Origin of the sequence: Acidovorax radicis (assembly GCF_020510705.1) — a bacterium.
GTDB classification, from domain to species: domain Bacteria; phylum Pseudomonadota; class Gammaproteobacteria; order Burkholderiales; family Burkholderiaceae_C; genus Acidovorax; species Acidovorax radicis_A.
Map to the genome: position 1 here is coordinate 387,647 of NZ_CP075184.1, position 23,655 is coordinate 411,301.

General features: G+C 61.1%; 31 protein-coding genes. 27 read left to right on the top strand and 4 right to left on the bottom strand.

From position 1 onward, the window contains the following. The first annotated feature begins 249 nt into the window (after window positions 1–249). The 21 genes from KI609_RS01705 to KI609_RS01805 all read left to right on the top strand — a co-directional run bounded on the left by KI609_RS01705 (window position 250) and on the right by KI609_RS01805 (window position 15,465). The gene (locus tag KI609_RS01705; protein ID WP_226446499.1) at window positions 250–687 is read left to right on the top strand and encodes a CopD family protein; all 438 of its coding nucleotides are present in this window, start codon (window positions 250–252) and stop codon (window positions 685–687) included. A gap of 18 nt (window positions 688–705) precedes the next feature. After that, on the top strand, window positions 706–1,818 hold the full coding sequence (locus tag KI609_RS01710) for a VanZ family protein (RefSeq protein WP_226446501.1): 1,113 nt from the start codon (window positions 706–708) through the stop codon (window positions 1,816–1,818). Window positions 1,819–2,023: 205 nt separating this feature from the next. Beyond that, complete coding sequence (locus tag KI609_RS01715) at window positions 2,024–2,383, top strand: (2Fe-2S) ferredoxin domain-containing protein (RefSeq protein WP_226446503.1); 360 nt, start codon at window positions 2,024–2,026, stop codon at window positions 2,381–2,383. Between the two features lie 105 nt (window positions 2,384–2,488). Continuing rightward, window positions 2,489–3,142 carry an alpha/beta hydrolase gene (locus KI609_RS01720; protein ID WP_226446505.1) on the top strand — a complete coding sequence of 218 codons (654 nt, stop codon included), beginning with the start codon at window positions 2,489–2,491 and terminating at the stop codon, window positions 3,140–3,142. 96 nt (window positions 3,143–3,238) lie between these two features. After that, window positions 3,239–4,411 carry a D-alanyl-D-alanine carboxypeptidase family protein gene (locus KI609_RS01725; protein WP_226446507.1) on the top strand — a complete coding sequence of 391 codons (1,173 nt, stop codon included), beginning with the start codon at window positions 3,239–3,241 and terminating at the stop codon, window positions 4,409–4,411. Window positions 4,412–4,697: 286 nt separating this feature from the next. Further along, on the top strand, window positions 4,698–5,075 hold the full coding sequence (gene rpsL / locus KI609_RS01730; RefSeq protein ID WP_226446509.1) for a 30S ribosomal protein S12: 378 nt from the start codon (window positions 4,698–4,700) through the stop codon (window positions 5,073–5,075). A gap of 159 nt (window positions 5,076–5,234) precedes the next feature. Then, window positions 5,235–5,708: a 30S ribosomal protein S7 gene (rpsG, locus tag KI609_RS01735; RefSeq protein WP_092700195.1), complete on the top strand. Its 474-nt coding sequence runs from the start codon at window positions 5,235–5,237 to the stop codon at window positions 5,706–5,708. Window positions 5,709–5,859: 151 nt separating this feature from the next. Further along, on the top strand, window positions 5,860–7,962 hold the full coding sequence (gene fusA / locus KI609_RS01740; protein ID WP_226446511.1) for an elongation factor G: 2,103 nt from the start codon (window positions 5,860–5,862) through the stop codon (window positions 7,960–7,962). A gap of 217 nt (window positions 7,963–8,179) precedes the next feature. Next, window positions 8,180–9,370: an elongation factor Tu gene (gene tuf, locus KI609_RS01745; protein WP_226446513.1), complete on the top strand. Its 1,191-nt coding sequence runs from the start codon at window positions 8,180–8,182 to the stop codon at window positions 9,368–9,370. Window positions 9,371–9,396: 26 nt separating this feature from the next. Further along, window positions 9,397–9,708 carry a 30S ribosomal protein S10 gene (gene rpsJ, locus KI609_RS01750; RefSeq protein ID WP_005796953.1) on the top strand — a complete coding sequence of 104 codons (312 nt, stop codon included), beginning with the start codon at window positions 9,397–9,399 and terminating at the stop codon, window positions 9,706–9,708. A gap of 212 nt (window positions 9,709–9,920) precedes the next feature. After that, window positions 9,921–10,595, top strand: a complete 675-nt coding sequence (rplC, locus tag KI609_RS01755) for a 50S ribosomal protein L3 (RefSeq protein ID WP_100412088.1) — start codon at window positions 9,921–9,923, stop codon at window positions 10,593–10,595. After that, entirely contained in the window at window positions 10,595–11,215 is a 621-nt protein-coding gene (gene rplD, locus KI609_RS01760) for a 50S ribosomal protein L4 (RefSeq protein WP_008906425.1), read from the top strand. The genes rplC and rplD overlap by 1 nt, the downstream gene beginning before the upstream one ends. Then, window positions 11,212–11,526, top strand: a complete 315-nt coding sequence (gene rplW, locus KI609_RS01765) for a 50S ribosomal protein L23 (RefSeq protein WP_010467173.1) — start codon at window positions 11,212–11,214, stop codon at window positions 11,524–11,526. Before rplD ends, rplW begins: the two co-directional genes overlap by 4 nt. A gap of 2 nt (window positions 11,527–11,528) precedes the next feature. After that, complete coding sequence (rplB, locus tag KI609_RS01770) at window positions 11,529–12,353, top strand: 50S ribosomal protein L2 (RefSeq protein ID WP_226446515.1); 825 nt, start codon at window positions 11,529–11,531, stop codon at window positions 12,351–12,353. A 10-nt stretch (window positions 12,354–12,363) separates the two neighbouring features. Next, window positions 12,364–12,639, top strand: coding sequence for a 30S ribosomal protein S19 (gene rpsS, locus KI609_RS01775; protein WP_099739882.1), 276 nt, complete (start codon window positions 12,364–12,366; stop codon window positions 12,637–12,639). A 9-nt stretch (window positions 12,640–12,648) separates the two neighbouring features. Then, window positions 12,649–12,981 carry a 50S ribosomal protein L22 gene (gene rplV, locus KI609_RS01780; protein ID WP_007847806.1) on the top strand — a complete coding sequence of 111 codons (333 nt, stop codon included), beginning with the start codon at window positions 12,649–12,651 and terminating at the stop codon, window positions 12,979–12,981. A gap of 15 nt (window positions 12,982–12,996) precedes the next feature. After that, window positions 12,997–13,878, top strand: a complete 882-nt coding sequence (gene rpsC / locus KI609_RS01785) for a 30S ribosomal protein S3 (RefSeq protein WP_226446517.1) — start codon at window positions 12,997–12,999, stop codon at window positions 13,876–13,878. 2 nt (window positions 13,879–13,880) lie between these two features. Continuing rightward, window positions 13,881–14,297, top strand: a complete 417-nt coding sequence (gene rplP / locus KI609_RS01790; RefSeq protein ID WP_010467180.1) for a 50S ribosomal protein L16 — start codon at window positions 13,881–13,883, stop codon at window positions 14,295–14,297. A gap of 16 nt (window positions 14,298–14,313) precedes the next feature. After that, a complete protein-coding gene (gene rpmC, locus KI609_RS01795) occupies window positions 14,314–14,508 on the top strand; it encodes a 50S ribosomal protein L29 (RefSeq protein ID WP_226446519.1) in 195 nt (64 codons plus the stop codon). A 10-nt stretch (window positions 14,509–14,518) separates the two neighbouring features. Then, window positions 14,519–14,788, top strand: a complete 270-nt coding sequence (gene rpsQ / locus KI609_RS01800) for a 30S ribosomal protein S17 (RefSeq protein ID WP_226446521.1) — start codon at window positions 14,519–14,521, stop codon at window positions 14,786–14,788. 170 nt (window positions 14,789–14,958) lie between these two features. Continuing rightward, on the top strand, window positions 14,959–15,465 hold the full coding sequence (locus KI609_RS01805) for a peroxiredoxin (RefSeq protein WP_226446523.1): 507 nt from the start codon (window positions 14,959–14,961) through the stop codon (window positions 15,463–15,465). Between the two features lie 70 nt (window positions 15,466–15,535). On the opposite strand, the gene KI609_RS01810 is transcribed toward KI609_RS01805, so the two are convergent. Together KI609_RS01810 and KI609_RS01815 are read right to left on the bottom strand one after the other, a co-directional pair. Then, window positions 15,536–16,027, bottom strand: a complete 492-nt coding sequence (locus tag KI609_RS01810) for a GNAT family N-acetyltransferase (protein ID WP_226446525.1) — start codon at window positions 16,025–16,027, stop codon at window positions 15,536–15,538. 45 nt (window positions 16,028–16,072) lie between these two features. Continuing rightward, window positions 16,073–16,753: a cytochrome b/b6 domain-containing protein gene (locus tag KI609_RS01815; RefSeq protein WP_226446527.1), complete on the bottom strand. Its 681-nt coding sequence runs from the start codon at window positions 16,751–16,753 to the stop codon at window positions 16,073–16,075. Between the two features lie 191 nt (window positions 16,754–16,944). Here KI609_RS01815 and KI609_RS01820 point away from each other — a divergent pair, with 191 nt between their 5' ends. Continuing rightward, window positions 16,945–17,400 (top strand): c-type cytochrome, encoded by a 456-nt coding sequence (locus tag KI609_RS01820; RefSeq protein WP_226446529.1) that lies wholly within the window; start codon window positions 16,945–16,947, stop codon window positions 17,398–17,400. 157 nt (window positions 17,401–17,557) lie between these two features. Here the strand turns inward: KI609_RS01820 and KI609_RS01825 are convergent, their stop codons facing one another. Then, the gene (locus KI609_RS01825) at window positions 17,558–18,061 is read right to left on the bottom strand and encodes a TlpA family protein disulfide reductase (RefSeq protein WP_226446531.1); all 504 of its coding nucleotides are present in this window, start codon (window positions 18,059–18,061) and stop codon (window positions 17,558–17,560) included. Window positions 18,062–18,311: 250 nt separating this feature from the next. Between KI609_RS01825 and KI609_RS01830 the strand changes: the two genes are divergently transcribed. The 5 genes from KI609_RS01830 (at window position 18,312) to ptsP (ending at window position 22,790) form a co-directional block, all read left to right on the top strand. Beyond that, a complete protein-coding gene (locus KI609_RS01830; RefSeq protein WP_413463362.1) occupies window positions 18,312–18,899 on the top strand; it encodes a hypothetical protein in 588 nt (195 codons plus the stop codon). Further along, the gene (locus KI609_RS01835) at window positions 18,896–20,176 is read left to right on the top strand and encodes an MFS transporter (RefSeq protein ID WP_226446533.1); all 1,281 of its coding nucleotides are present in this window, start codon (window positions 18,896–18,898) and stop codon (window positions 20,174–20,176) included. Before KI609_RS01830 ends, KI609_RS01835 begins: the two co-directional genes overlap by 4 nt. Then, entirely contained in the window at window positions 20,173–20,625 is a 453-nt protein-coding gene (locus tag KI609_RS01840) for a PTS sugar transporter subunit IIA (RefSeq protein ID WP_226446534.1), read from the top strand. Before KI609_RS01835 ends, KI609_RS01840 begins: the two co-directional genes overlap by 4 nt. Next, window positions 20,594–20,863 (top strand): HPr family phosphocarrier protein, encoded by a 270-nt coding sequence (locus KI609_RS01845; protein WP_226446535.1) that lies wholly within the window; start codon window positions 20,594–20,596, stop codon window positions 20,861–20,863. The genes KI609_RS01840 and KI609_RS01845 overlap by 32 nt, the downstream gene beginning before the upstream one ends. Window positions 20,864–21,035: 172 nt before the next feature. Then, window positions 21,036–22,790, top strand: coding sequence for a phosphoenolpyruvate--protein phosphotransferase (gene ptsP / locus KI609_RS01850; protein ID WP_226446536.1), 1,755 nt, complete (start codon window positions 21,036–21,038; stop codon window positions 22,788–22,790). Window positions 22,791–22,826: 36 nt separating this feature from the next. Here ptsP and KI609_RS01855 read toward each other — a convergent pair whose 3' ends face one another. Beyond that, the gene (locus KI609_RS01855; protein ID WP_413463363.1) at window positions 22,827–23,597 is read right to left on the bottom strand and encodes a class I SAM-dependent methyltransferase; all 771 of its coding nucleotides are present in this window, start codon (window positions 23,595–23,597) and stop codon (window positions 22,827–22,829) included. Window positions 23,598–23,655 lie beyond the last annotated feature (58 nt).

A 23,655-nucleotide genomic window follows, 5' to 3' on the forward strand; every position in this document is an offset into this window, starting at 1 on the left:
GTATGGGGCGCGCCGGTTTCAAACATCATTGCGACGCTGCCGCTTGTAACACCCAATGCCCGGTGCTAAATTGGCGCCGGGCGGCTTGCCGCCCCCCGCGTTCCTCCCTGAGCGGGGCCTGGGGTGCAGCGATGCAACACGGGCTTTTTTGGGCCCGGCGGATTTGCCGGTTTTTTTTGCCCGGCCTGGTGAACAGGTTCTGAGACCGTGAACACGTTCTGAGGGGCCGCAGCCACGTAAACTGCGGCCATGCTCTGGGTTAAAGCCTTTCACATCGTCTTCGTGGCCAGCTGGTTTGCCGGTCTTTTTTATCTGCCTCGCATCTTCGTCAATATGGCGATGGTGGCGCCAGGCTCTGTGGCCGAGCGCGAACGCCTCCTGCTGATGGCGCGCAAACTCATGCGGTTCACCACCATGCTGGCTGTGCCTGCCGTGGCGCTGGGCCTTTGGCTGTGGCTGGGCTATGGCATCGGGCGTGGTCCGGCGTCACAGGGCAACGGCTGGATGCACGCCAAGCTGGCCGTGGTGCTGCTGGTGATCGGCTACCACCACGCGTGTGGTGTGCTGCTGCGCAAGCTGGCCGACGGCACCAGCCGCCGCAGCCACGTCTGGTTCCGCTGGTTCAACGAAGTCCCCGTGGTGCTGCTGCTGATTGCGGTGGTGCTGGTGGTGGTCAAGCCGTTCTGACCGACGCGCAGGGGCTGCATGCACAAGACCTCTGCCTGGCCGCTGGCGCTGATCTACACGGCGCTCATCGTGTTTGCCAGCCTGTTCCCGTTTGACGGCTGGCGGGCCCAGGGTATCGACCCGCTGGTATTTCTGCTGGCCCCGCTGCCGCCGCCGTACTGGACCGGGTTTGATGTGGCCATCAACGTCACCGGTTATGCGCCGCTTGGCTTCCTGCTGGTGCTGGGCATGCTGCGTTCTGGCTGGGAGCGCTGGGTGGTGTTGTTGGCCACGCTGCTGGGCGTTCTGATATCGCTGTCCATGGAGTTTTTGCAGATCTACCTGCCCCGGCGTGTGCCCTCCAACATGGACCTGGTGCTCAATGCTGCAGGCACGTTGGCGGGGGCGCTGTGCGCCTCGCTGCTGGAGCGTGTGGGCGCGGTGGACCGCTGGAGCCATTTTCGGGCGCGCTGGTTTGTCTCGGATGCCACGGGTGGCATGGTGTTGCTGGCGCTTTGGCCCCTGGCGCTGCTGTTTCCGGCGGCGCTGCCGTTCGGGCTGGGCCAGGTGCTGGAGCGGCTGGAGGCGGCGCTGGTGGATCTGCTGACCGACACACCGTTTCTGGACTGGCTGCCGTTGCGCGATGAGCCACTGGAGCCGCTGTCACTCAGCGGCGAGTTGCTGTGTGTGACGCTGGGGCTTCTGATCCCTTGCCTGCTGGGCTACTGTGTGATCCGCCAGGCGCCGCGCCGCGCCTTGTTTGCGCTGGGGGTGGTCGCGGTGGGCGTCACGCTCACGGCGCTGTCGGCAGCGCTCAGCTGGGGCCCGATACACGCATGGGAGTGGATGGGATTGCCCGCGCGCATCGGGGTGTGGGGCGCTTTGGCGCTGGCGCTGCTGATGCTCGCGCTGCCGCGCCGCACCTGCGGAGCCCTCTTGCTGCTGGTGCTCGCCTGGCACCTGGCCTTGTTGAACCAGGCTCCGACCAGTGCCTATTTTGCGCAGACGCTGCAAATCTGGGAGCAGGGGCGGTTTATCCGCTTTTATGGTTTGGGGCAATGGCTTGGGTGGCTGTGGCCCTATGCCACGCTGCTGTATGTCGTGGTGTTCGTCTCGCGCCGCGAGCCGTCCTCGCTCGGCCGTGGAGGCTGACTCGGCCGTGTGGGGTTTGGCGCATCCATAGGAGCCTGTCGGACTTGGAAATCGTCGGCTGCAAATGGACCGCAGCGGTCCATTTTTTACCGTCTTCTTGCCCCATAGCCGGGCTATGGGGCTGCAAATCCGGCAAAAACTGTCCTCGCTGGGGCCCATTTTCGCGTTCGACGCTCCAAGTCCGACAGACTCCTAAAATGCAGGCATGAGCGACACCCCTTCCGCACCGGCCGCTGCGCCCGGTTACTACCAGCGCCACATCTTTTTTTGTCTGAACGATCGCCCCAATGGCGAAAACAGCTGTGCCCATCACAATGCCCAGGCGGGGTTTGACCGCTGCAAGGCGCAGGTCAAGGCGGCCGGGTTGGCGGGCGCGGGCAAGGTGCGCGTGAACAAGGCGGGTTGTCTGGACCGCTGCGCCGCCGGCCCCGTTGCGGTGGTGTACCCCGAGGGCACCTGGTACACCTACGTGGACGACGCGGACATTGACGAGATCGTCGAGTCGCATCTGAAAAACGGCAAGATCGTGGAGCGGCTGGTTCCGCCAGCGGAACTCGGGCGCTGAAATCGGCTCCATCCCCGGTTAGAACGTGAACACGTTCTTAGAGTGATTTAGGCCGCTGGTGCTTGATGTTCAAGCGCTGGTAGCTATTAATAGAGTAGCAAATCAGTGAATGCCCAGACCGAACGCCTGACCCTGTCGGGCGCCCAAGGCGCCATCGAGGCCGTGCGCGACGGCGCCCAGCTGGCCGGCTCTGCCACAGCGCCCCGTGGCGTGGCGGTCATTGCACATCCCCATCCGCTGTTTGGCGGAACCATGGACAACAAGGTCGTGCAGACCCTGGCGCGTGCCTTTGTGCAATGCGGCTGGACCACCGTGCGCTTTAACTTCCGAGGGGTGGGCGGCACCGAAGGCAGTTACGACGAGGGGCGGGGCGAGCTGGAAGACCTGCTGGCCGTGGTCGAGCAGGTGGCACCCAAGAGCGAGGGCCTGCCCCTTGCTTTGGCGGGTTTTTCGTTTGGCGCGTTTGTGACCTGTCACGCGCTGGCCGCGCTCTGGCCCGAAGGCCGGGTGCAACAGGCGGTGCTGGTGGGTACGGCGGCCAGCCGTTTTAATGTGGCGCCCGTTCCGTTGGATGCCCACACGCGCACGCTGGTGCTCCATGGCGAGATGGATGACACCGTGCCGCTGTCCGCCGTGATGGATTGGGCCCGACCCCAGATACTGCCTGTCACAGTCATCCCCGCAGGGGGGCATTTCTTTCACGGACAATTGCCGCTCTTGAAAAGCCTGGTGGTTCGCCACCTGCAATCGGGCGCCTGACAGCCCCGCCCGGGCCTGCTGTGGCGCAGGTCTTGGTGCCCCATTTTTCTTCTTCTTTCAACCTTTTCCAGAGCCTCTCCAGCCCCTTATTTCCCCATGAAACGAATCCTGTCAGCGTTGCGATCTTTTGCCGTTTTTGCCGCCGTGGCACCTGCTGTTTTTGGCGTTGCCCACGCCCAGGCGCCCCAACCGCCAGAAATCGCCGCACGCAACTACATCCTGCTGGACGTCACGGCCAATCAGGTTCTGGCGGCCAAGGACATCGATGCGCCGGTGGAGCAGGCGTCGCTGACCAAGCTGATGACGGGCTACCTGGTGTTTGACGCGTTGCGCGCCAAAAAAATCACGCTGGAGCAAAAGCTGCCCGTCAGCGTGCGCGCCTGGAAGATGCCCGGCTCGCGCATGTTCATCGATCCCAAGATGCAGGTGCCGGTCGAGGATTTGATCAAGGGCATGATCGTGCAGTCAGGCAACGATGCCACCATGGCCCTGGCCGAAGGGGTGGGCGGCACGGCCGAGAACTTCGTCAAGCTCATGAATGACCAGGCCAAGGCGTTTGGGCTGACTGGAACCGGCTACAAAAACCCCGAGGGCCTCACCGAGCCCGGTCACGTCACTACGGCGCGCGACCTGAGTGTGATTGCAGCGCGGCTGATGAAGGATTTCCCGGAGTACATGCACTACTACTCCACCAAGCACTACAGCTACCCGGGCACTCCCGCGTCCAACGGCACCAATCGCAACGCGCTGCTGTTCCGCGACCCCACGGTGGATGGCCTCAAGACCGGTCACACTGCGGCAGCGGGCTACTGTCTGGTGTCAACGGCCAAGCGTGACTTCCCCGGGGTGGGCCAACGGCGCCTGCTGTCTATCGTGCTGGGCGCCGCCAGTGAAAACGCGCGGGCCAATGAAAGCCAGAAGCTGCTGAACTGGGGTTACACGGCCTTTGAGGCGGTCAAGCTTTTTGATGCGGGCAAGGCGGCGGCCACGCCGGCCATCTGGAAGGGCACAGAGAGCACGCTCAAGATTGGCCGGGAAGAGGCCATTGTGGTCACCGTGCCTTCGGGTAGCGCTGGCAAGATCACCACCCAGATCGTGCGGCCAGACCCGCTCGTAGCGCCCTTTGCCAAGGGCCAGTCCGTCGGCACGCTCAAGGTATCGCTGGGAGATCAGACGCTGGCCGAGGTGCCGCTGGTCGCGCTGCAAGAAGTGGCGCAGGCGGGCGTTCTGGGCCGTGCGTGGGACGCCATCCGTCTCTGGATCAAATAACTGCTTTGGTGAAAAGGCCGGCCGCACAGGGCGTGGCCCCTGGCCAGGGCTGACCCATTTCCCGCCGTCGGCGTGCTTTGTGCTCTTTGGGGAGCGGGCCGGTGCGGGTCGCATCCCTTCGCAACCCTTGCAGATGTGGGGATAGCGGGTATCCGAAGCCGCTGCGCCATCACGCCAGCAGCTTGCCACCAAGAGGGCAAGCTGCTACATTAGAAGGCTTTTCGGAATTTCCGAGGGGATTCACGTTTTCGTTTTTACGAAAAATTCACGTTTAGGGACGTATTTCATGCCAACCATCAATCAATTGGTCCGTCAGGGGCGCGAGGTCGAAAAGACCAACTCGAAAAGCCCTGCGATGGAAAACTCTCCACAGCGCCGTGGCGTGTGCACCCGTGTGTACACCACGACGCCTAAGAAGCCTAACTCCGCTCTGCGTAAGGTCGCCAAGGTGCGCCTGACCAACGGTTTTGAGGTCATCTCCTACATCGGCGGCGAAGGCCACAACCTGCAGGAACACAGCGTGGTGCTGGTTCGTGGCGGTCGTGTCAAGGACTTGCCTGGTGTGCGTTACCACATCGTGCGTGGTTCGCTCGATCTGCAAGGCGTGAAAGACCGCAAGCAGTCGCGTTCCAAGTACGGCGCGAAGAAGCCAAAGGCTAAGTAAGCCCTGGTTTGCCAGAAATCGGTGTTTGATTCGCCTGGCTGGCGGTATCAAACGAAGTGACCCCAAGCGCGAATGTTTCGTGTGGGTCGAGTAAGTGGGGTTCTGAATGAATCTCGCGGTGTCTGAAAAGATGCCAACTGAAGCAATATGAGGTGAAAAATGCCACGTCGTCGCGAAGTCCCCAAACGTGAAATCCTGCCGGATCCTAAGTTCGGCAACGTAGAGCTGTCCAAATTCATGAACGTGATCATGGAAGGCGGCAAAAAAGCAGTGGCAGAGCGCATCATTTATGGCGCCCTGGAACTGATCGAAAAGAAGCACCCTGACAAGGATCCTCTGGAAGCTTTTGTTGTTGCCATCAACAACGTCAAGCCCATGGTGGAGGTCAAGTCGCGCCGTGTCGGCGGTGCGAACTACCAGGTGCCTGTGGAAGTGCGCCCTGTCCGTCGTCTGGCGCTGTCGATGCGCTGGATCAAGGAAGCCGCCCGCAAGCGTGGCGAAAAGTCGATGGCCCAACGCCTGGCCAACGAGCTGCTTGAAGCCACTGAAGGCCGTGGCGGTGCCATGAAGAAGCGTGACGAAGTTCACCGCATGGCCGAAGCCAACAAGGCATTCAGCCACTTCCGCTTCTAAACCGACGAGCCGTTTTTGTCGTCAAGTGCAAGGCTGCAAGCATTTTTGCCTGCAGCCTTGTGGCGATTGAGGCGGTCACAAAATTGACGGGCTGCAGCGTCACAATGGCGCCCCTGTCCCCCGAATAACACGACCCATCCAAGGATTCACCATGGCTCGCAAGACCCCCATCGAGCGCTACCGCAATATCGGTATCTCGGCCCATATTGACGCTGGCAAGACTACGACGACTGAACGTATCCTGTTCTACACCGGTGTGAACCACAAAATTGGTGAAGTGCATGATGGCGCGGCGACCATGGACTGGATGGAGCAAGAGCAAGAGCGCGGCATCACGATTACTTCGGCTGCTGTGACCTGCTTCTGGAAGGGTATGGACCTTTCCTACCCTGAGCACCGCTTCAACATCATCGATACCCCCGGCCACGTCGACTTCACGATTGAAGTGGAGCGCTCGATGCGCGTGCTGGACGGCGCCTGTATGGTGTACTGTGCCGTGGGTGGTGTGCAGCCCCAGTCGGAAACCGTCTGGCGCCAGGCCAACAAGTACAAGGTGCCACGTCTGGCCTTTGTGAACAAGATGGATCGTACCGGTGCCAACTTCTTCAAGGTCTATGACCAGATGAAGCTGCGCCTGAAGGCTAACCCCGTGCCTGTGGTGATCCCGATTGGTGCCGAAGAAGGCTTCAAGGGCGTGGTTGACCTGCTCAAGATGAAAGCCATCCTCTGGGATGAAGCTTCGCAGGGCATGAAGTTCGACTATGCCGAGATCCCCGCAGATCTGCAGGCATTGGCCGAAGAGTGGCGCGAGAAGATGGTTGAGGCTGCGGCTGAAGCGTCGGAAGATCTGATGACCAAGTACCTCGAAGAGGGCTCTCTCTCTGAAGACGAAATCAAGCTCGGCCTGCGTACCCGCACGATCGCGACTGAAATTCACCCGATGTTGTGTGGCACGGCTTTCAAGAACAAGGGTGTTCAGCGCATGCTGGATGCCGTGATCGACTACCTGCCTTCGCCCGTGGATATCCCGGACGTGACGGGTACGGACGAAGACGAAAAGCCCGTTACCCGCAAGGCAGACGATGGCGAGAAGTTCTCTGCGCTGGCGTTCAAGCTGATGACCGATCCGTTCGTGGGTCAGTTGACCTTCGTTCGCGTGTATTCGGGCGTCCTGACCAAGGGCGATACGGTCTACAACTCGATCAAGGGCAAGAAAGAGCGCATCGGCCGTATCGTGCAGATGATGGCGAACGACCGCGTTGAAGTGGACGAAATCCGTGCGGGCGACATTGCTGCTTGCGTGGGGTTGAAGGACGTGACGACAGGCGAAACCCTGTCCGATATCGGCGCGCCCATTATTCTGGAACGCATGGTGTTCCCTGAGCCTGTGATCACGCAGGCCGTTGAGCCCAAGACCAAGGCTGACCAGGAAAAAATGGGCATTGCCCTGCAACGTCTGGCCGCTGAAGATCCATCGTTCCGTGTGAAGACCGACGAAGAGTCCGGCCAAACGCTGATCGCTGGTATGGGCGAGTTGCATCTGGAAATCATTGTGGACCGGATGAAGCGCGAATTCGGCGTGGAAGCCAACGTGGGCAAGCCCCAAGTGGCTTATCGCGAAACCATCCGCAAGACGGTGGAAGAAGCCGAAGGCAAGTTCGTGCGCCAGTCCGGCGGTAAGGGTCAGTACGGTCACGTGGTGCTCAAGATCGAGCCCAACGAAGCCGGCAAGGGCATCGAGTTCGTCGACGCGATCAAGGGTGGTGTGGTTCCTCGCGAATTCATCCCGGCCGTGGAAAAGGGTATCACCGAAGCCGTGACGCAAGGCGTGCTGGCTGGCTACCCCGTGGTGGACGTCAAGGTCACGCTGCACTTCGGTTCGTACCACGATGTGGACTCGAACGAACTGGCGTTCAAGATGGCTGCCATCTTCGGCTTCAAGGAAGGTTGCCGCAAGGCCGGCCCGGTCATTCTGGAACCCATGATGGCCGTGGAAGTGGAAACGCCTGAAGACTACGCCGGTAACGTGATGGGCGATCTGTCCTCACGTCGCGGCATGGTGCAAGGCATGGAAGACATTCCTGGCGGCGGCAAGGCGATCCGCGCTGAAGTGCCTCTGTCGGAAATGTTCGGCTACTCGACCACGCTGCGTTCCGCAACGCAAGGCCGTGCCACGTATTCGATGGAATTCAAGCACTACAGCGAAGCGCCCCGCAACGTGTCCGAAGCCATCATGGCTGCCCGCGCCAAATAAAGGTGCCGGGGAAAAGTCTGCTCCGGCAGGCTTTTCGATTTTTTGACTGAAGTTGGCTGTCAGCGCTTGTCAATCAAGCGCTGACAGCTATGTAAATAGTAGCAATATTCTTGCAATCTGCGACCCGGTGCCGTCCTGTTGCCCTGTGCGGGACGAATCAGCAACCGGGTGCAGACGTTAAACCCTGACACAGGCATTGCTCTTTGGAGATTTGAAAATGGCAAAAGGTAAGTTCGAACGTACCAAGCCCCACGTCAACGTGGGCACGATCGGTCACGTGGACCATGGCAAGACGACACTGACGGCGGCCATCGCCACGGTGCTGTCGGCCAAGTTCGGCGGTGAAGCCAAGGCTTACGACCAGATCGACGCGGCTCCAGAAGAAAAGGCCCGCGGCATCACGATCAACACCGCTCACGTGGAATACGAAACGGCCAACCGCCACTACGCCCACGTGGACTGCCCAGGCCACGCCGACTATGTGAAGAACATGATCACCGGCGCTGCCCAGATGGACGGCGCCATCCTGGTGTGCTCGGCCGCTGACGGCCCCATGCCCCAGACCCGCGAACACATCCTGCTGGCTCGCCAAGTGGGCGTGCCTTACATCATCGTGTTCCTGAACAAGTGCGACATGGTGGACGACGAAGAGCTGCTCGAACTCGTCGAAATGGAAGTGCGCGAACTCCTGGACAAATACAACTTCCCTGGCGACGACACCCCGATCATCCGTGGTTCCGCCAAGCTCGCCCTGGAAGGCGACAAGGGTCCTCTGGGCGAAGAAGCCATCATGAAGCTGGCCGAAGCGCTGGACACCTACATCCCCACGCCTGAGCGCGCTGTGGACGGTGCCTTCCTGATGCCTGTGGAAGACGTGTTCTCGATCTCTGGCCGCGGCACCGTCGTGACCGGTCGTATCGAGCGCGGCGTCGTCAAGGTCGGCGAAGAAATCGAAATCGTCGGCATCAAAGACACCGTCAAGACCACTTGCACCGGCGTGGAAATGTTCCGCAAGCTGCTGGACCAAGGTCAAGCAGGCGACAACGTTGGCTTGCTGCTGCGCGGCACCAAGCGTGAAGACGTGGAACGCGGCCAAGTGCTGTGCAAGCCCGGCTCGATCAAGCCCCACACGCACTTCACCGCTGAGGTGTACGTTCTGTCCAAGGACGAAGGTGGCCGTCACACGCCCTTCTTCAACAACTACCGTCCTCAGTTCTACTTCCGCACGACCGACGTGACTGGTGCCATCGAGCTGCCAGCCGACAAGGAAATGGTCATGCCTGGCGACAACGTGTCGATCACTGTGAAGCTGATCAACCCCATCGCCATGGAAGAAGGTCTGCGCTTCGCCATCCGTGAAGGCGGTCGTACCGTCGGCGCCGGCGTCGTGGCAAAGATCATTGCTTAATTCATAAGCAGAACAAGGAACTTGCCATGTCCAAGCAAAAAATCCGTATCCGTCTGAAAGCTTTCGATTACAAGCTGATTGACCAGTCCGCCGCTGAAATCGTTGATACCGCCAAGCGTACCGGCGCCATTGTCAAAGGCCCCGTGCCTTTGCCAACGCGCATGAAGCGTTTCGACATCCTGCGCTCGCCACACGTCAACAAGACGTCGCGCGACCAGCTGGAAATCCGCACGCACCAGCGTCTGATGGACATCGTGGACCCAACGGACAAAACCGTTGACGCTCTGATGAAGCTCGACCTGCCCGCAGGCGTGGACGTCGAAATCAAGCTGCAGTAATAGTCGTTGCAAGGCGGGTTCTCCTGCCTTGTGGTGTCTGAAATAACGCGAACTTGCTTGAAAAAGCAGTTCGCGTTATACTTTAGGGCTTCGCTCGATTTGCGCCTGCTTGCAGGTGCGACGCGCGGGGTTTTATTAACCTTCTTTCATGCACGAGAGCGCAAACGCCGCAGCCAATTGAAGTTGTGGCGGTGGAAGTTTTGGAGAAACAAATGAGTCTGAGCAACTCCCTCGGGTTGCTGGGTCGCAAAGTGGGCATGATGCGTCTGTTCACCGATGATGGGGACGCAGTGCCTGTCACGGTGGTGGATGTGTCCAATAACCGCGTTACCCAGATCAAAACCCAAGAGAATGATGGCTACGTGGCCCTGCAGGTCACGTTCGGTTCGCGCAAAGCATCGCGCGTGACCAAGCCAGAAGCCGGCCACCTTGCCAAGGCAGGTGTGGAAGCCGGTGAGATAATCCAGGAATTCCGCGTGACCGCAGATACCGCCGCCCAGTACCAAGCTGGTGGTTCGGTGGCTGTGACGTCCGTGTTTTCCGTGGGGCAAAAGGTCGACGTGCAAGGCACTTCGATTGGTAAAGGCTACGCCGGTACCATCAAGCGCCACAATATGAAGTCGCAGCGCGCGTCGCACGGTAACAGCCGTTCGCACAACGTTCCTGGCTCCATCGGTATGGCACAAGACCCCGGTCGCGTGTTCCCCGGCAAGCGCATGACGGGCCACCTCGGCGATGTCACCAAGACCACGCAAAACCTCGATGTGATCCGCATCGACGAAGCGCGTCAACTGCTCTTGATCAAGGGCGCTATTCCGGGCTCCAAGGGTGGGTTCGTGACGGTTCGTCCAGCGGTCAAGGCCAAATCTTCCAAAGGAGCGAACTAATGCAGCTCGAACTCCTGAATGACCAAGGCCAAGGCGCATCCAAGCTGGATGTCCCTGAAACCGTGTTCGGTCGTGAATACAACGAAGATCTGGTTCACCAGATCGTCGTGGCCTATCAGGCCAACGCACGCCAAGGCACTCGCGCCCAGAAGGATCGCGAGCAAGTTCGTCACTCGACCAAGAAGCCTTTCAAGCAAAAGGGTACGGGTAACGCACGTGCAGGTATGACTTCCTCGCCTCTGTGGCGTGGGGGTGGTCGGATTTTCCCGAACATGCCTGACGAAAACTTCACACAGAAGATCAACAAGAAGATGTACCGCGCTGGCATGTCTGCGATTTTGTCGCAGCTGGCCCGTGAAGGCCGTCTGGCTGTGGTCGACTCGCTGAAGCTGGACTCGCCCAAGACCAAGGTCCTGGCTGACAAGTTCAAGGCGATGAACCTGCAATCGGTGATGGTGATCGCCGATGAAGTGGACGAAAACCTGTACCTGGCTTCGCGCAATCTGGTGAACGTGCTCGTCGTTGAGCCCCGTTACGCCGATCCCGTGTCGCTGGTGCGTTTCAAGAAAGTGCTCGTCACCAAGGGTGCAATCGACAAACTCAAGGAGATGTTCGCATGAGCACACTCAAGTTTGACGAAGGTCGTCTGATGCAAGTGCTGGTCGCTCCCATCGTGTCCGAAAAGGCCACCATGGTTGCTGAAAAGTCCAATGCAGTGACGTTCAAGGTGCTGCAGAACGCTACCAAGCCAGAAATCAAGGCCGCTGTGGAATTGATGTTCAAGGTTGAGGTCAAGGGCGTTTCTGTGGTGAACACCAAAGGCAAGACCAAGCGTTTCGGCAAGACTATCGGCCGCCGCGACAACGTTCGCAAGGCATATGTCACGCTGCAGCCAGGTCAAGAGCTGAACCTGTCTGGGGAGGCCGCGTAATCATGGCTGTCATCAAGATGAAACCTACTTCGCCCGGCCAACGTGCTGTGGTGAAGGTTACCCGTGACCACCTGTACAAGGGTGAAGCTTACGCCCCCCTGCTGGAGCCTCAGTTCCAGAAGGCCGGTCGTAACAACAACGGTCACATTACTACCCGTCACAAGGGCGGTGGTCACAAGCACCACTACCGTGTGGTGGACTTCAAGCGCAACAAGGACGGCATTGCCGCCAAGGTTGAGCGTATTGAGTACGATCCAAACCGTACGGCCCACATCGCTCTGGTGTGTTATGCCGACGGCGAACGTCGCTACATCATTGCTCCCCGCAACCTGGAAGTGGGCGCAACCCTGCTGTCTGGTTCGGAAGCTCCGATCCGCGCTGGCAACACGCTGCCTATCCGCAACATCCCCGTCGGTTCGACAATCCACTGCATCGAGCTCAAGCCCGGTGCCGGTGCCCAGATCGCCCGTTCGGCTGGTGCTTCGGCTACGCTGCTGGCCCGTGAAGGCATCTACGCCCAGGTGCGTATGCGTTCGGGTGAAGTGCGCAAGATTCATATCGAGTGCCGCGCCACGATCGGTGAAGTCGCCAACGAAGAACACAGCCTGCGCCAACTCGGCAAGGCCGGTGTGAAGCGCTGGATGGGTATTCGTCCTACGGTTCGCGGCGTGGCCATGAACCCTGTGGATCACCCTCACGGTGGTGGCGAAGGCCGCACCGGCGAAGGCCGCCATGCAGTCGATCCTTGGGGCAATCTGACCAAGGGTTATCGCACCCGTAACAACAAGCGCACACAGATCATGATCGTGTCGCGTCGCAAGAAGTAAGGGGTAACAGATGACTCGCTCTCTTAAAAAGGGTCCATTTGTTGACCATCACTTGCTGGCCAAGGTTGAAAAAGCCGTCGCCACCAAGGACAAGAAACCTGTCAAGACATGGTCGCGTCGCTCCATGGTTCTGCCCGATTTCATCGGTCTGACCATTGCCGTGCATAACGGCAAGCAGCATGTACCTGTTTATGTCACAGACCAGATGGTGGGCCACAAGCTGGGCGAATTCGCCCTGACGCGCACCTTCAAGGGTCACCCCGCTGACAAAAAAGCGAAGAAGTAAGGAACGACCATGTCTGAAACACGTGCAGTCCTCCGGGGCGTCCGTCTGTCGGTCGACAAGGGCCGTCTGGTCGCTGACCTGATCCGCGGCAAGAAGGTAGACCAGGCTCTGAACATCCTGAACTTCACGCAGAAAAAAGCTGCGGGAATCGTCAAGAAGGTTCTGGAGTCGGCCATCGCTAATGCCGAACACAACGATGGTGCTGACATCGACGAACTGAAGGTCAAGACCATCTACGTCGAACAAGGCACCACGCTCAAGCGCTTCACCGCGCGCGCCAAAGGCCGCGGCAATCGCATCAGCAAGCCCACGTGCCATGTGTACGTGACGGTTGGCAACTAAAGGCTCGGGAAGACTATGGGACAAAAAATCCATCCTACCGGCTTCCGCCTTGCGGTCAGCCGCAACTGGTCCAGCCGTTGGTACGCCAGCAACCGTGATTTCGCGGGCATGCTGGCCGAAGACATCAAGGTGCGCGAGTACCTGAAGGCCAAGCTCAAGAACGCGGCTGTGTCGCGCATCCTGATCGAGCGTCCTGCCAAGAACGCCCGCATCACCATTTACTCGGCTCGTCCGGGCGTGGTGATCGGCAAGAAGGGTGAAGACATCGAGAACCTCAAGAAGGAACTCGCCATTCGCCTGGGCGTGCCTGTCGCAGTGAACATCGAAGAAGTGCGCAAGCCTGAAATCGATGCCAAGCTGATCGCCGACAGCATCACGCAACAGCTTGAAAAGCGGATAATGTTCCGCCGCGCCATGAAGCGCGCCATGCAGAACGCCATGCGTCTGGGTGCCCAGGGCATCAAGATCATGTCGTCCGGTCGTCTGAACGGTATCGAAATCGCTCGCTGCGAGTGGTACCGTGAAGGCCGCGTGCCACTTCATACGTTGCGCGCCGACATCGACTACGGTACCTCCGAAGCTAAGACCACCTATGGTGTGATCGGCGTCAAGGTCTGGGTCTACAAGGGTGACACCTTGGGTCGCAATGATCTGCCCGCAGTGGAAACACCGCGTCCAGACGACGAGCGCCGCCCACGTGGTCCACGCCGTGATGGCCGCCCAGGTGGCGACCGTCCAGGCGCAGGTCGCGGTCCACGTCGTCCTGTCGGTGGCAACACCGCACCGGCCGATGGCAGCGACAAGCCCGTCGGCGCCGGTGGCGCCGATGCAACCGCCGTTAAGCGCGTTCGTAAAGTTGACGCGCCCGCTACAGCAGCGGACGGCAAAGGAGAATAAAGATGCTGCAACCTGCTCGCCGCAAATACCGCAAGGAGCAAAAGGGTCGTAACACTGGTGTCGCTACACGGGGAGCCTCCGTAGCGTTCGGTGATTTCGGCCTGAAGTGCACCGACCGTGGCCGTCTGACGGCCCGCCAGATCGAAGCTGCACGCCGTGCGATTTCCCGTCACGTCAAGCGTGGCGGCCGTATCTGGATCCGCGTGTTCCCGGACAAGCCAATCTCTACCAAGCCCGCAGAAGTGCGTATGGGTAACGGTAAGGGCAACCCCGAGTACTACGTGGCTGAAATCCAGCCCGGCAAGATCGTTTTCGAGATCGTCGGTGTGCCCGAAGAACTGGCCCGTGAAGCGTTCCGCCTGGCTGCTGCCAAGCTGCCGCTGCGCACCACGTTCGTCAGCCGCCTGATCGGCGCGTAATTCAGGAGAACAAGCAATGAAGACTACTGAACTGCGCCAAAAAGACGTCGCCGGCATCGAAACCGAAATCAAGGCTTTGCAGAAAGCCCACTTCGGCCTTCGCATGCAAAAGGCTACGCAGCAATTGGCTAACACCAACACGCTGCGCACCACCCGCCGTGATATCGCACGTGCCAAGACCATTCTTGCTGAAAAGCAAGCCGCCAAGTAAGGAGCCCAACATGACGGAACCTAAAAAATCCCTCAAGCGCACCTTGGTTGGCAAGGTGGTCAGCGACAAGCGTCAAAAGACTGTGACCGTGCTGATCGAGCGCCGTGTGAAGCACGAGCTCTACGGCAAGATCGTAGGCAAGTCGAGCAAGTACCACGCCCATGACGAAAAGGGCGAGTACAAGCTGGGCGATACGATCGAAATCACCGAGAGCCGTCCGCTCTCGAAAACCAAGAACTGGGTGGCTACCCGCTTGGTGCAAAAGGCCGGCCTGCTGTAAGCCGCCGTGTATTGATGTCCGGGGCATAACCCCGGGCAGCAAAGCCCTTCAAAACGACCCACAATGTGGGTCGTTTTGCTTTGTGGCGCCGCCGTTGTGCGTGTCGCAGTCGGGTGCGTTCAAGCGCAGCCGTTTCTATTCATTCACCCATCTATACCAAGGAGTTAACCATGATCAAAGTCGGAGACACCCTGCCCGCGAGCACGCTGATGGAGTATTCGGAAGTGGCCGGCGAAGGCTGCAGCATTGGCCCGAATGCCGTTCCTGTGGACAAGGCTACCGCTGGCAAGACGATTGCCTTGTTTGCATTGCCCGGCGCCTTCACGCCCACCTGCTCTGCCCAGCATGTGCCAGGCTATATGGAGAAGGCCGCTGAGTTCAAGGCCGCCGGTGTGGATGAGATCTGGTGCGTGAGCGTGAACGATGCGTTCGTGATGGGTGCCTGGGCGCGTGACCAGAAAACCGAGGGCAAGGTTCGCATGCTGGGCGATGGCGATGCCACGTTCACCAAGGCCACCGGCCTGACGCTGGACCTGAATGGCAAAGGCTTGGGCTTGCGCAGCAACCGCTACTCGATGCTGGTGCGCGATGGCAAGGTTGTCACACTCAATGTGGAAGCCCCGGGCAAGTTTGAAGTCAGTGGTGCCGACACGCTGCTGGCGCAGGCCAAGGCTTGATCGTCGGCCTATTTGCTTCTAAGTTGATAGCTGCTGGCGCTTTACCGTCAAGCGCTGGAGGCCTGAAACGTCAAAAAACCTCTACCTTGAGGTAGTGGGCGCCGGGAATGGGGTTGTGATAGTAGGGCGGGATTTCTTCAAAGCCCAGGTCGGTGTAGAGCGCTCGCGCCGACTCCATCTCGTCCAGCGTATCCAGCAGAACGCAGGCATATCCTGCCTGGCGAGCCAGGTCGAGCATGGCTTCTGCCAACTCTCGTCCCAAGCCGAAACCGCGAAATGCCTTGCGCACATACAGGCGCTTCATTTCGCTGGCATTCGGATAGTCGGCGGCATCCAGCGGCCGCAGGGCGCAGCAGCCAGCAACGGCGCCTTCCACTTCGGCCAGTAGCAAGGCACCTCGGGGCGCTGCATAGTCGCCAGGCAATTGCGCCAGCTCGGTCTCAAAATTCTGAAAACAAAGATCCACCCCCAGGGCATCGGCGTATTCGCGAAAAATGTCGCGAACAGCGTCCATATCGGCGGGCGAGGAGGGGATCCGCAGGGTGACGGAAGGTTTGTCCAAAACGCGAGGGCTAAAACGACGGAATCCGCAGTGTAACGAGTCCGCTCAAAAAGCTGTTGCAGCCAGCGATGACACCCACCAGGACAGCCCGGCGCTCACAGCCAGTACAACCAACGCAGCCATGCGGCTGGCGGCATCGTCACGCGATGGTTTTGTGGATGCAGGCAGCGCCTTGTTGCCGTTCACCATGGGTCTGACCAGCCGCTGCTTGCGCACGCCCACATAAAAGGCGATGGCCAGAAGGTGCAATCCCACCAGGCCTAACACCAGGAACTGACCGATCTCCGTGTGGTAGCCCGTGGCCAGCCCGACCGTGGCGTTGGAGACAAAATGCGCGAGCGGGCCCGCAAAGGCGATTTCATCGTCGCTAAGCAGGCCGCTGGCGACTTGGGCCACCAGCACGGCCAGCAGCACAAAGACCGACAGTGCGCCCAGTGGGCTATGGCCGATGTTGTCATCGGGGTGGGTATTGCCGTGCAGGTAGCGGAACACCCGTGCCGGTGAAAACAAAAACACGTGGAACCGTGACCAATAGCCCCCGGCCAGCCCCCAGACGATTCGAAAAACCAGCAGCGCCAGCACGCAATAACCGAAGCGAAAATGCCATTCCATCGCATTGCCGCCGACCTTGGCGGTGATGACCAGGGCGATCACGCAGGCGGCCAAGGCCCAGTGAAAGAGGCGAGTGGGAAGATCCCAGATGCGAACCGAAGTGTGTGGCGTCATGGTGGTGGGTGAAGGAGATGCGCTGTGGCGGACGGTGGCGGGCGGCGGCGGGCGGGACGGATACCGCCATTGTGCTGGAGCGCGGGGGGCAAAAAGCGGGCGGACCAAGCGTGACCGTGGTCAAGACGGCATACTCCCGTCGTTGTCCGGATTCCGTTTGCATTGTCCCCTCCCCACAAAAGGAAACACCCATGAAGGCACTTGTAGCGTTGACCTTGGCCGCCACGGCCCTGACCCTTTGTGCGCCCGCTTCGGCGCAGTTTGCCAAACCCGAAGACGCCATCAAATACCGCCAGAGTGCGCTGTTTGTGATGGGCCAGCATTTTGGCCGTATCGGTGCGATGGCCAATGGCCGCGCGCCGTTTGACGCCAAAGTGGCTCAGGACAACGCCGATATCGTGGCAGAAATGGCCAAGTTGCCGTGGGCAGGTTTTGGTGCCGGCACCGACAAGGGTGCGCAGACCAAGGCGCTGCCCGACATCTGGACCGAGCAAGCCAAATTCAAGGACCATGCCACCAAACTGGAGGCAGAGTCCGTCAAGCTCGCGGCAGCGGCTAAAACGGGCAATCTCGACAATTTGAAGACGGCATTTGGCGCCACAGCGGCCAGCTGCAAAGCCTGCCACGACAGCTTCCGCGCGAAGTGATTCAAGAATCGGGCTCAGGCTCTTCGCTGTTGCTACATATTTTGTAGCTGTTGACGCTTGGCCCATCAGCACAAAAGGCCAATTTCATATGAAATTGGCCTTTGTTTGTTGGAGCGAGACTCTCGCGGGGGAAAGCCCCCGCAGCAAGGGGCGTGGGTCAGGTTTCGGCCAGCAGCTTTTCGATGAGTTGGTGCAGCTCGGGGAAGTTGGGTGCTCCCACAAACGTCTTCACGATCTCGCCGCGCTTGTTGACGAGAAAGGTGGAAGGCGTCAGCCGCACATCGCCCCAGGCTTGTGCCACCTTGCCGGTGTTGTCGATGGCTACCTGAAAGGGCAGCTTGCGGGTTTCGGCGAAGTTGACCACATAGCTCGGAGGGTCGTAACTCATGGCCACGGCCAGCGTGTCAAAACCCTGGCGGTTGTATTTGTTGTAGGTGGCCACGATCTCGGGCATTTCAGCGACGCAGGTGGTGCAGCTCGTGGCCCAGAAGTTGACCAGAGTGACCTTGCCTTTCAGATCCGCGGTGGACTTGCTGGAGCCATCCAGTAACACGAAGGTCGATTCGGGCGCAGCAGAGCGGCCTGTGTCGAGATACACATAGGCGCCTACCGCAGCAAACGCGGCGACCGCCACACCCGCAGCCCAATGCTTGATTGCCATGACTACACCATCCATCCGTAAAAACTGGGGGCACTGGGCCCGTTCGGGTATTGTGCCGGACACCGCCTCCTGGCGCTGGCGTGTGGGGACTCTCGGTATTTTCAAATGCCGTTCTGACTGTGAGTTTGCCCTTCGGCAAAAGTTCTGCCAGATGGGGATTGCCAGCGTCGTTGGCTGCCACGCGCAGGCGCGACGACCGCCGTTTGCTGGCGCGGCGGAAAACCAGTGCAGGGCTGCCGATAATCAACCCATGAACCCAATACTGCGGATGCGGGCGGCTTCGGCCCCCGTGGTGGCTCTTGCGCTAACGCTTGCACTGACGCTCACGCTGGCCGCCTGCAGCCCGGCCTTGAATTGGCGCAGCGTGCCGGTCCCGGAGGCGGACCTCACGGTCACCCTTCCCTGTAAACCGGACGCCGCACACCGCACAGTGGAACTGGCGGGGGCGCCCGCTGAGCTGGCCATGGTGGGCTGCGAAGCCGACGGCGCGGTGTTTGCCGTGTCGCACACAGCCATGGCCGACCCTGCCTTGGTGGGCAAGGCGCTCGCACATTGGCGTGCTGCGGTGGTGGCGAATCTGGGGGCGCAGACCGCAGCCGCGGCCTCCGCTGCGGCCACCGACACCCCCTTTACGCCGCGTGGCGCCCTGGTGTTGCCGCAATCGGTGCGCACGGTGGTCCAGGGTCGGCGACCCGACGGCAGCGCGGTCACGGCCCAGGCGGTGTGGTTTGCACGGGCGTCGGGCCCGCAAATACGTCTTTACCACGCGGTTGTTTACACCGCCAAACCTCGGCCCGAATTGGCCGACCAGTTTTTTGAAGGGTTGGTGCTGCCATGAGTGCGCCAGCCCACTTGCTGCCTCGGCGCGCGGCCATTGTGGTGTTTCTGGCGTTTGCGTTCGCCTATTTTTTGTCGGCCTTGTTGCGGGCGGTCACTGCGACACTGGCGCCCACGCTGGCGCTGGAGTTTTCGCTGCATGCGCGGGATCTGGGGCTCTTGGCCGGTGGATTCTTTCTGGGGTTCGCCGCCACGCAATTGCCATTGGGCGCGTGGCTGGATCGCTATGGCTCGAAAAAAGTGGCGCTCGGATTCATGGGGGCCGCGGTGCTGGGCTGCCTGGTGTTTTCGGTGGCCACGGGGTTTTCGGGGCTTTTTGCGGGGCGAGTGCTCTGTGGTGCCGGTGTCAGCGCATGCCTGATGGCGCCGCTCACCGGCTTTCGCCGCTGGCTGGAGCCCACCGCTCAGCTGCGGGCCAACTCGTGGATGCTGATGACAGGTTCGTTGGGCATGGTGGCCTCAACGCTGCCGGTGCAGTGGGCGTTGCCGGTGGTTGGGTGGCGGCCATTGTTCTGGGGCCTGGCGATACTGATTGCGGTGGCAATGGCGGTGATTGTCCGTTGGGTGCCGGCGTGGGGCCGATCGGGCATGGCAGCAGGCGATACCGCCCCTGGTACGGGTACGGCGCCTGTTGCCGCCGCATCCCCGGGGTATTCCGTGGTGTGGCGCCATCCCTACTTTCGCCGCCTCGCGCCACTGGGTTTCTTTTGTTACGGCGGCATGGTGGCTATGCAAACCTTGTGGGCGGGCCCGTGGATGCAGCGCGTGGCGGGTTATTCGCCGTTGGAGGCTGCCACCGGGCTGTTCTGGATCAATGCCTCAATGCTCTGCACGTTCTGGGCCTGGGGCATGGTCAGCCCGTGGTTGCTGCGCAAAGGTTTTGATGCCAATCGTTTGATGGCGTTGGGGTTGCCGCTGAGCTTGCTGGTGCTGGCCGGCATCATCCAGGCTGCGGAGAGCGCCGGGAGCGTTGCATGGGCGCTGTTTTGTGTGTCATGTACCTTTGTCTCGCTTTCGCAACCGGCCATGGCCATGGAGTTTCCGCAGGCGCTGGTGGGGCGTGCCTTGTCGGCCTACAACCTGGTGATCTTTGCGGGCGTTTTTGTGGTGCAGTGGGGGATCGGCCTGGCCGTGGATGCCTTTGCCGCCGCCGGCTTTTCTACCGTGGCGTCTTTTCAGGCCGCCATGGCGGTGTACCTGGCGTGCAACGCAGGCGCGTATGCGTGGTTTCTGCTGCAGGGGCGGCGCCATAATGTGCTTCAAACCCTGACCCCATGAGCCCCACCAGCATCCTCATCATTGCCCACGCACCGCTGGCCCATGCAATGCGCGAATGCGCGCTGCATGTGTTTTCCGATTGCGCAGACGCCGTGGCAGCGCTGGATGTGCAGCCGAACCAGCCGCCCGAAGAGTCGCTGGCACAGGCCCGCATCCTGCTCGAACAGTTGGGCACCGACACTACGCTGGTGCTGACCGACGTGTTTGGCGCCACGCCATGCAACGTTGCGCAGCGGCTGGTGGATGGCGTCCATTCGCGCCTGGTGACGGGTATCAACCTGCCCATGCTGCTGCGGGCCGTGAGCTACCGCACCGAGTCGCTCGACTCCGTGGTCAACCGCGCCGTGGTGGGGGGCACCCAAGGGGTCATGCAAGTGGCCATCTCCGCGCCACAAAACCAGAACCGCCGCAACCGACATGATCAAGACACGTACGACCATCAGCAATAAACTGGGCCTGCACGCCCGAGCGTCCGCCAAACTCACCAAGCTGGCGGGCAGTTTTCCGTGCGATGTCTTCATGAGCCGTGGCGAGCGCCGCATCAACGCCAAAAGCATCATGGGCGTGATGATGCTGGCCGCCGGTTTGGGTTCGGAAGTCGAGATCGAAACCAATGGCGAGCGCGAGCAGGAGGCCATGGAGGCGCTCCTGGCGCTGATCGCCGACAAGTTTGGCGAGGGTGAGTGAACATGGCCCCCACGGTTGCGCACTGCCTGCCGCTTTCAGCCACCCGAGGGGGAACAATCCGCTTTGGGGCGGCAGGGAGGACTGCTGGAATGGCGCCCGTGAACGCGAATCGCATGGCTATTGACTCCACCAAAAACGAATGGGTCGGTCCGGGTGGGCCGACGATAACACCATGACCTTCTCCGTCCCCGGCCTGGCAGTCGCCCGTGGCATCGCGATTGGGCGCGCCGTTCTGGTGGCGTCGAGCCGCGTGGATGTGGCGCACTATTTTGTGGAACCCCACCAGGTGCAGGACGAGATCGAGCGTGTGCGCCGTGGGCGCAATGCCGTGGTCGAAGAGTTGCAGCGCCTGCAGGCCGACATGCCCACCGATGCGCCCCACGAGTTGGCCGCGCTGTTGGATGTGCACCTCATGCTGCTGCAGGACGAGGCCCTCACGGGCGGCGTCAAGCACTGGATCACGGAACGCCTGTACAACGCCGAGTGGGCGTTGACCACCCAGCTTGAAGTCATTGCGCGCCAGTTTGACGAGATGGAGGACGAATACCTGCGCGAACGCAAGGCGGACTTGGAGCAGGTGGTGGAGCGCGTGCTGCGCTACATGAAAGGCGTTGCAGGCCCCGTGGCGCCCCCTGCGAGCAGCCAGCGCCGCAAGACGCAGCAGGACTTGCTGCTCGATGACACGGTGGACGTGCCTCTGGTGCTGGTGGCGCATGACTTGTCGCCGGCCGACATGCTGCAATTCAAGCGCAGTGTGTTTGCCGGTTTTGTGACCGACGTGGGCGGCAAAACATCGCACACCGCCATCGTGGCGCGCAGCATGGACATTCCGGCCGTGGTGGGCGCGCGCGCCGCCAGCCAACTGGTGCGCCAGGACGACTGGGTCATCATCGACGGCGATGCGGGCGTGATCATCGTGGACCCATCGCCCATCATCCTGGCCGAATATGGTTTTCGCCAGCGCCAGGTGGAGCTGGAGCGCGAGCGCCTGGCGCGCCTGCGCCACACGCCGGCCATCACCATGGACGGCCACAAGATCACACTGCTGGCCAACATCGAACAACCCGGCGATGCCGCGGCTGCCGTGCTCGCCGGGGCGGTGGGGGTGGGGCTGTTTCGCAGCGAATTCCTCTTCATGGGCAAGTCCGGCAACATGCCTGGCGAGGACGAGCAATACCGTGCGTATTGCGAAGCCATTGACGGCATGAAGGGGCTGCCCGTCACCATCCGCACCATCGACGTGGGCGCCGACAAGCCCCTGGACAAGGGCCACAAGGACAGCTACCTGAACCCCGCGCTGGGTCTGCGCGCCATCCGCTGGAGCCTGGCCGATCCGGCCATGTTCCGCACCCAGTTGCGCGCCGTGCTGCGTGCGGCGGCGCATGGCAAGGTGAACCTGTTGTTCCCCATGCTGGCGCACACCCACGAGATCCAGCAGACGCTGGCCCAGGTCGACCTGGCGCGTGCCGAGCTGGATGCGCGTGGCGTGCCGCATGGACCTGTGCAACTCGGCGCGATGATCGAGGTGCCCGCCGCTGCGCTCATGGTGCGCACCTTCCTCAAGTATTTCGACTTCCTCTCGATCGGCACCAACGACCTGATCCAATACACCCTGGCCATCGACCGCGCCGACGAGGCCGTGGCCCACCTGTACGACCCGCTGCACCCGGCCGTGCTGCGCCTGGTGGCCGACGTGATCGCCGAGGGCGCGCGCCAGGGCAAAGAAATCTGTGTGTGTGGAGAAACCGCAGGCGACGTGACCATGACACGCCTGCTGCTGGGCCTGGGCCTGCGCAGCTTTTCGATGCACCCCGCGCAGATCCTTGCGGTCAAGCAGGAGGTGCTGCGCGCCGACACGCGCAAGCTTGCGCCGTGGGCGCAGCAGGTCCTCGAAGGTGAAGAGCCAGCGGCGCTGCTGGCGTCGTGATCACCAAATTGCTACTGATTTGGTAGCTACTAGCGCTTATGGATAAAGCGCTACAGGTCGATTTGCCATGATTTTTGTGTCGACCCGCTCGATGGGCCGCTCCAGCGCCAACACGCTCCAGTGCACATCGGCGCGGCCCTGCGTGTCGTCGCGGCGGCCGCTGTAGACCACGGCCAGCCCGTGGCGTGCCCCCTGTTCGGCCGTGGCCTGTGCGGACACATCGAACATGCGACGCCCGTGCGGCACGGGCCCGTGCCGCAACGACATCACCATGCGCCCGCCCGGCGAGACCAATGCTGCGGCGCTGCGCATCGCGGTCTCGCGCTCTGGGGCATCCAGGTGCATCCACACGGCGGTCAGCAGGACCAGGTCGAAGCGGCGACCGCTGCCGCGCAGCACCGCAAGCTCCGGCAGATGGTCGTCAATCCACTCGATGGGCAGCGCAGCGTGAATCCGCTGGCCTTCCTGCCGCAGCGCGGCCGTGGGCTCCACGGCCACCACCTGGTGACCCGCTCGGGTCAGCGCCGCCGCGTCCCGTCCCGAGCCAGCGCCGATATCGAGCACCCGGCCGGGACGCTGCGGAAACAGGTGGAGAACGTCGCGGTGCACGTCGGCAAACGTGATGCTTTCATACTGCGTCGCCAGGGCGGCGGCATGGGGCCATATCCCGCAGTGCCGGGAATGGAGGGCGTCTTGGTGATATTGGTTGTATGGGTGGTCATGCGGCAAGGCTGCGTGCGTGTGCAGCCCTGGTTTTACCGCAGGGCGGGCCGCCAAGGGCAATGAAGTGCCAGCGGGCCGGTTCATGTGAGTTGCTATAAAATTGGTAGCTATTTGCGCTTGATGGATAAGCGCTAGAGGCCTG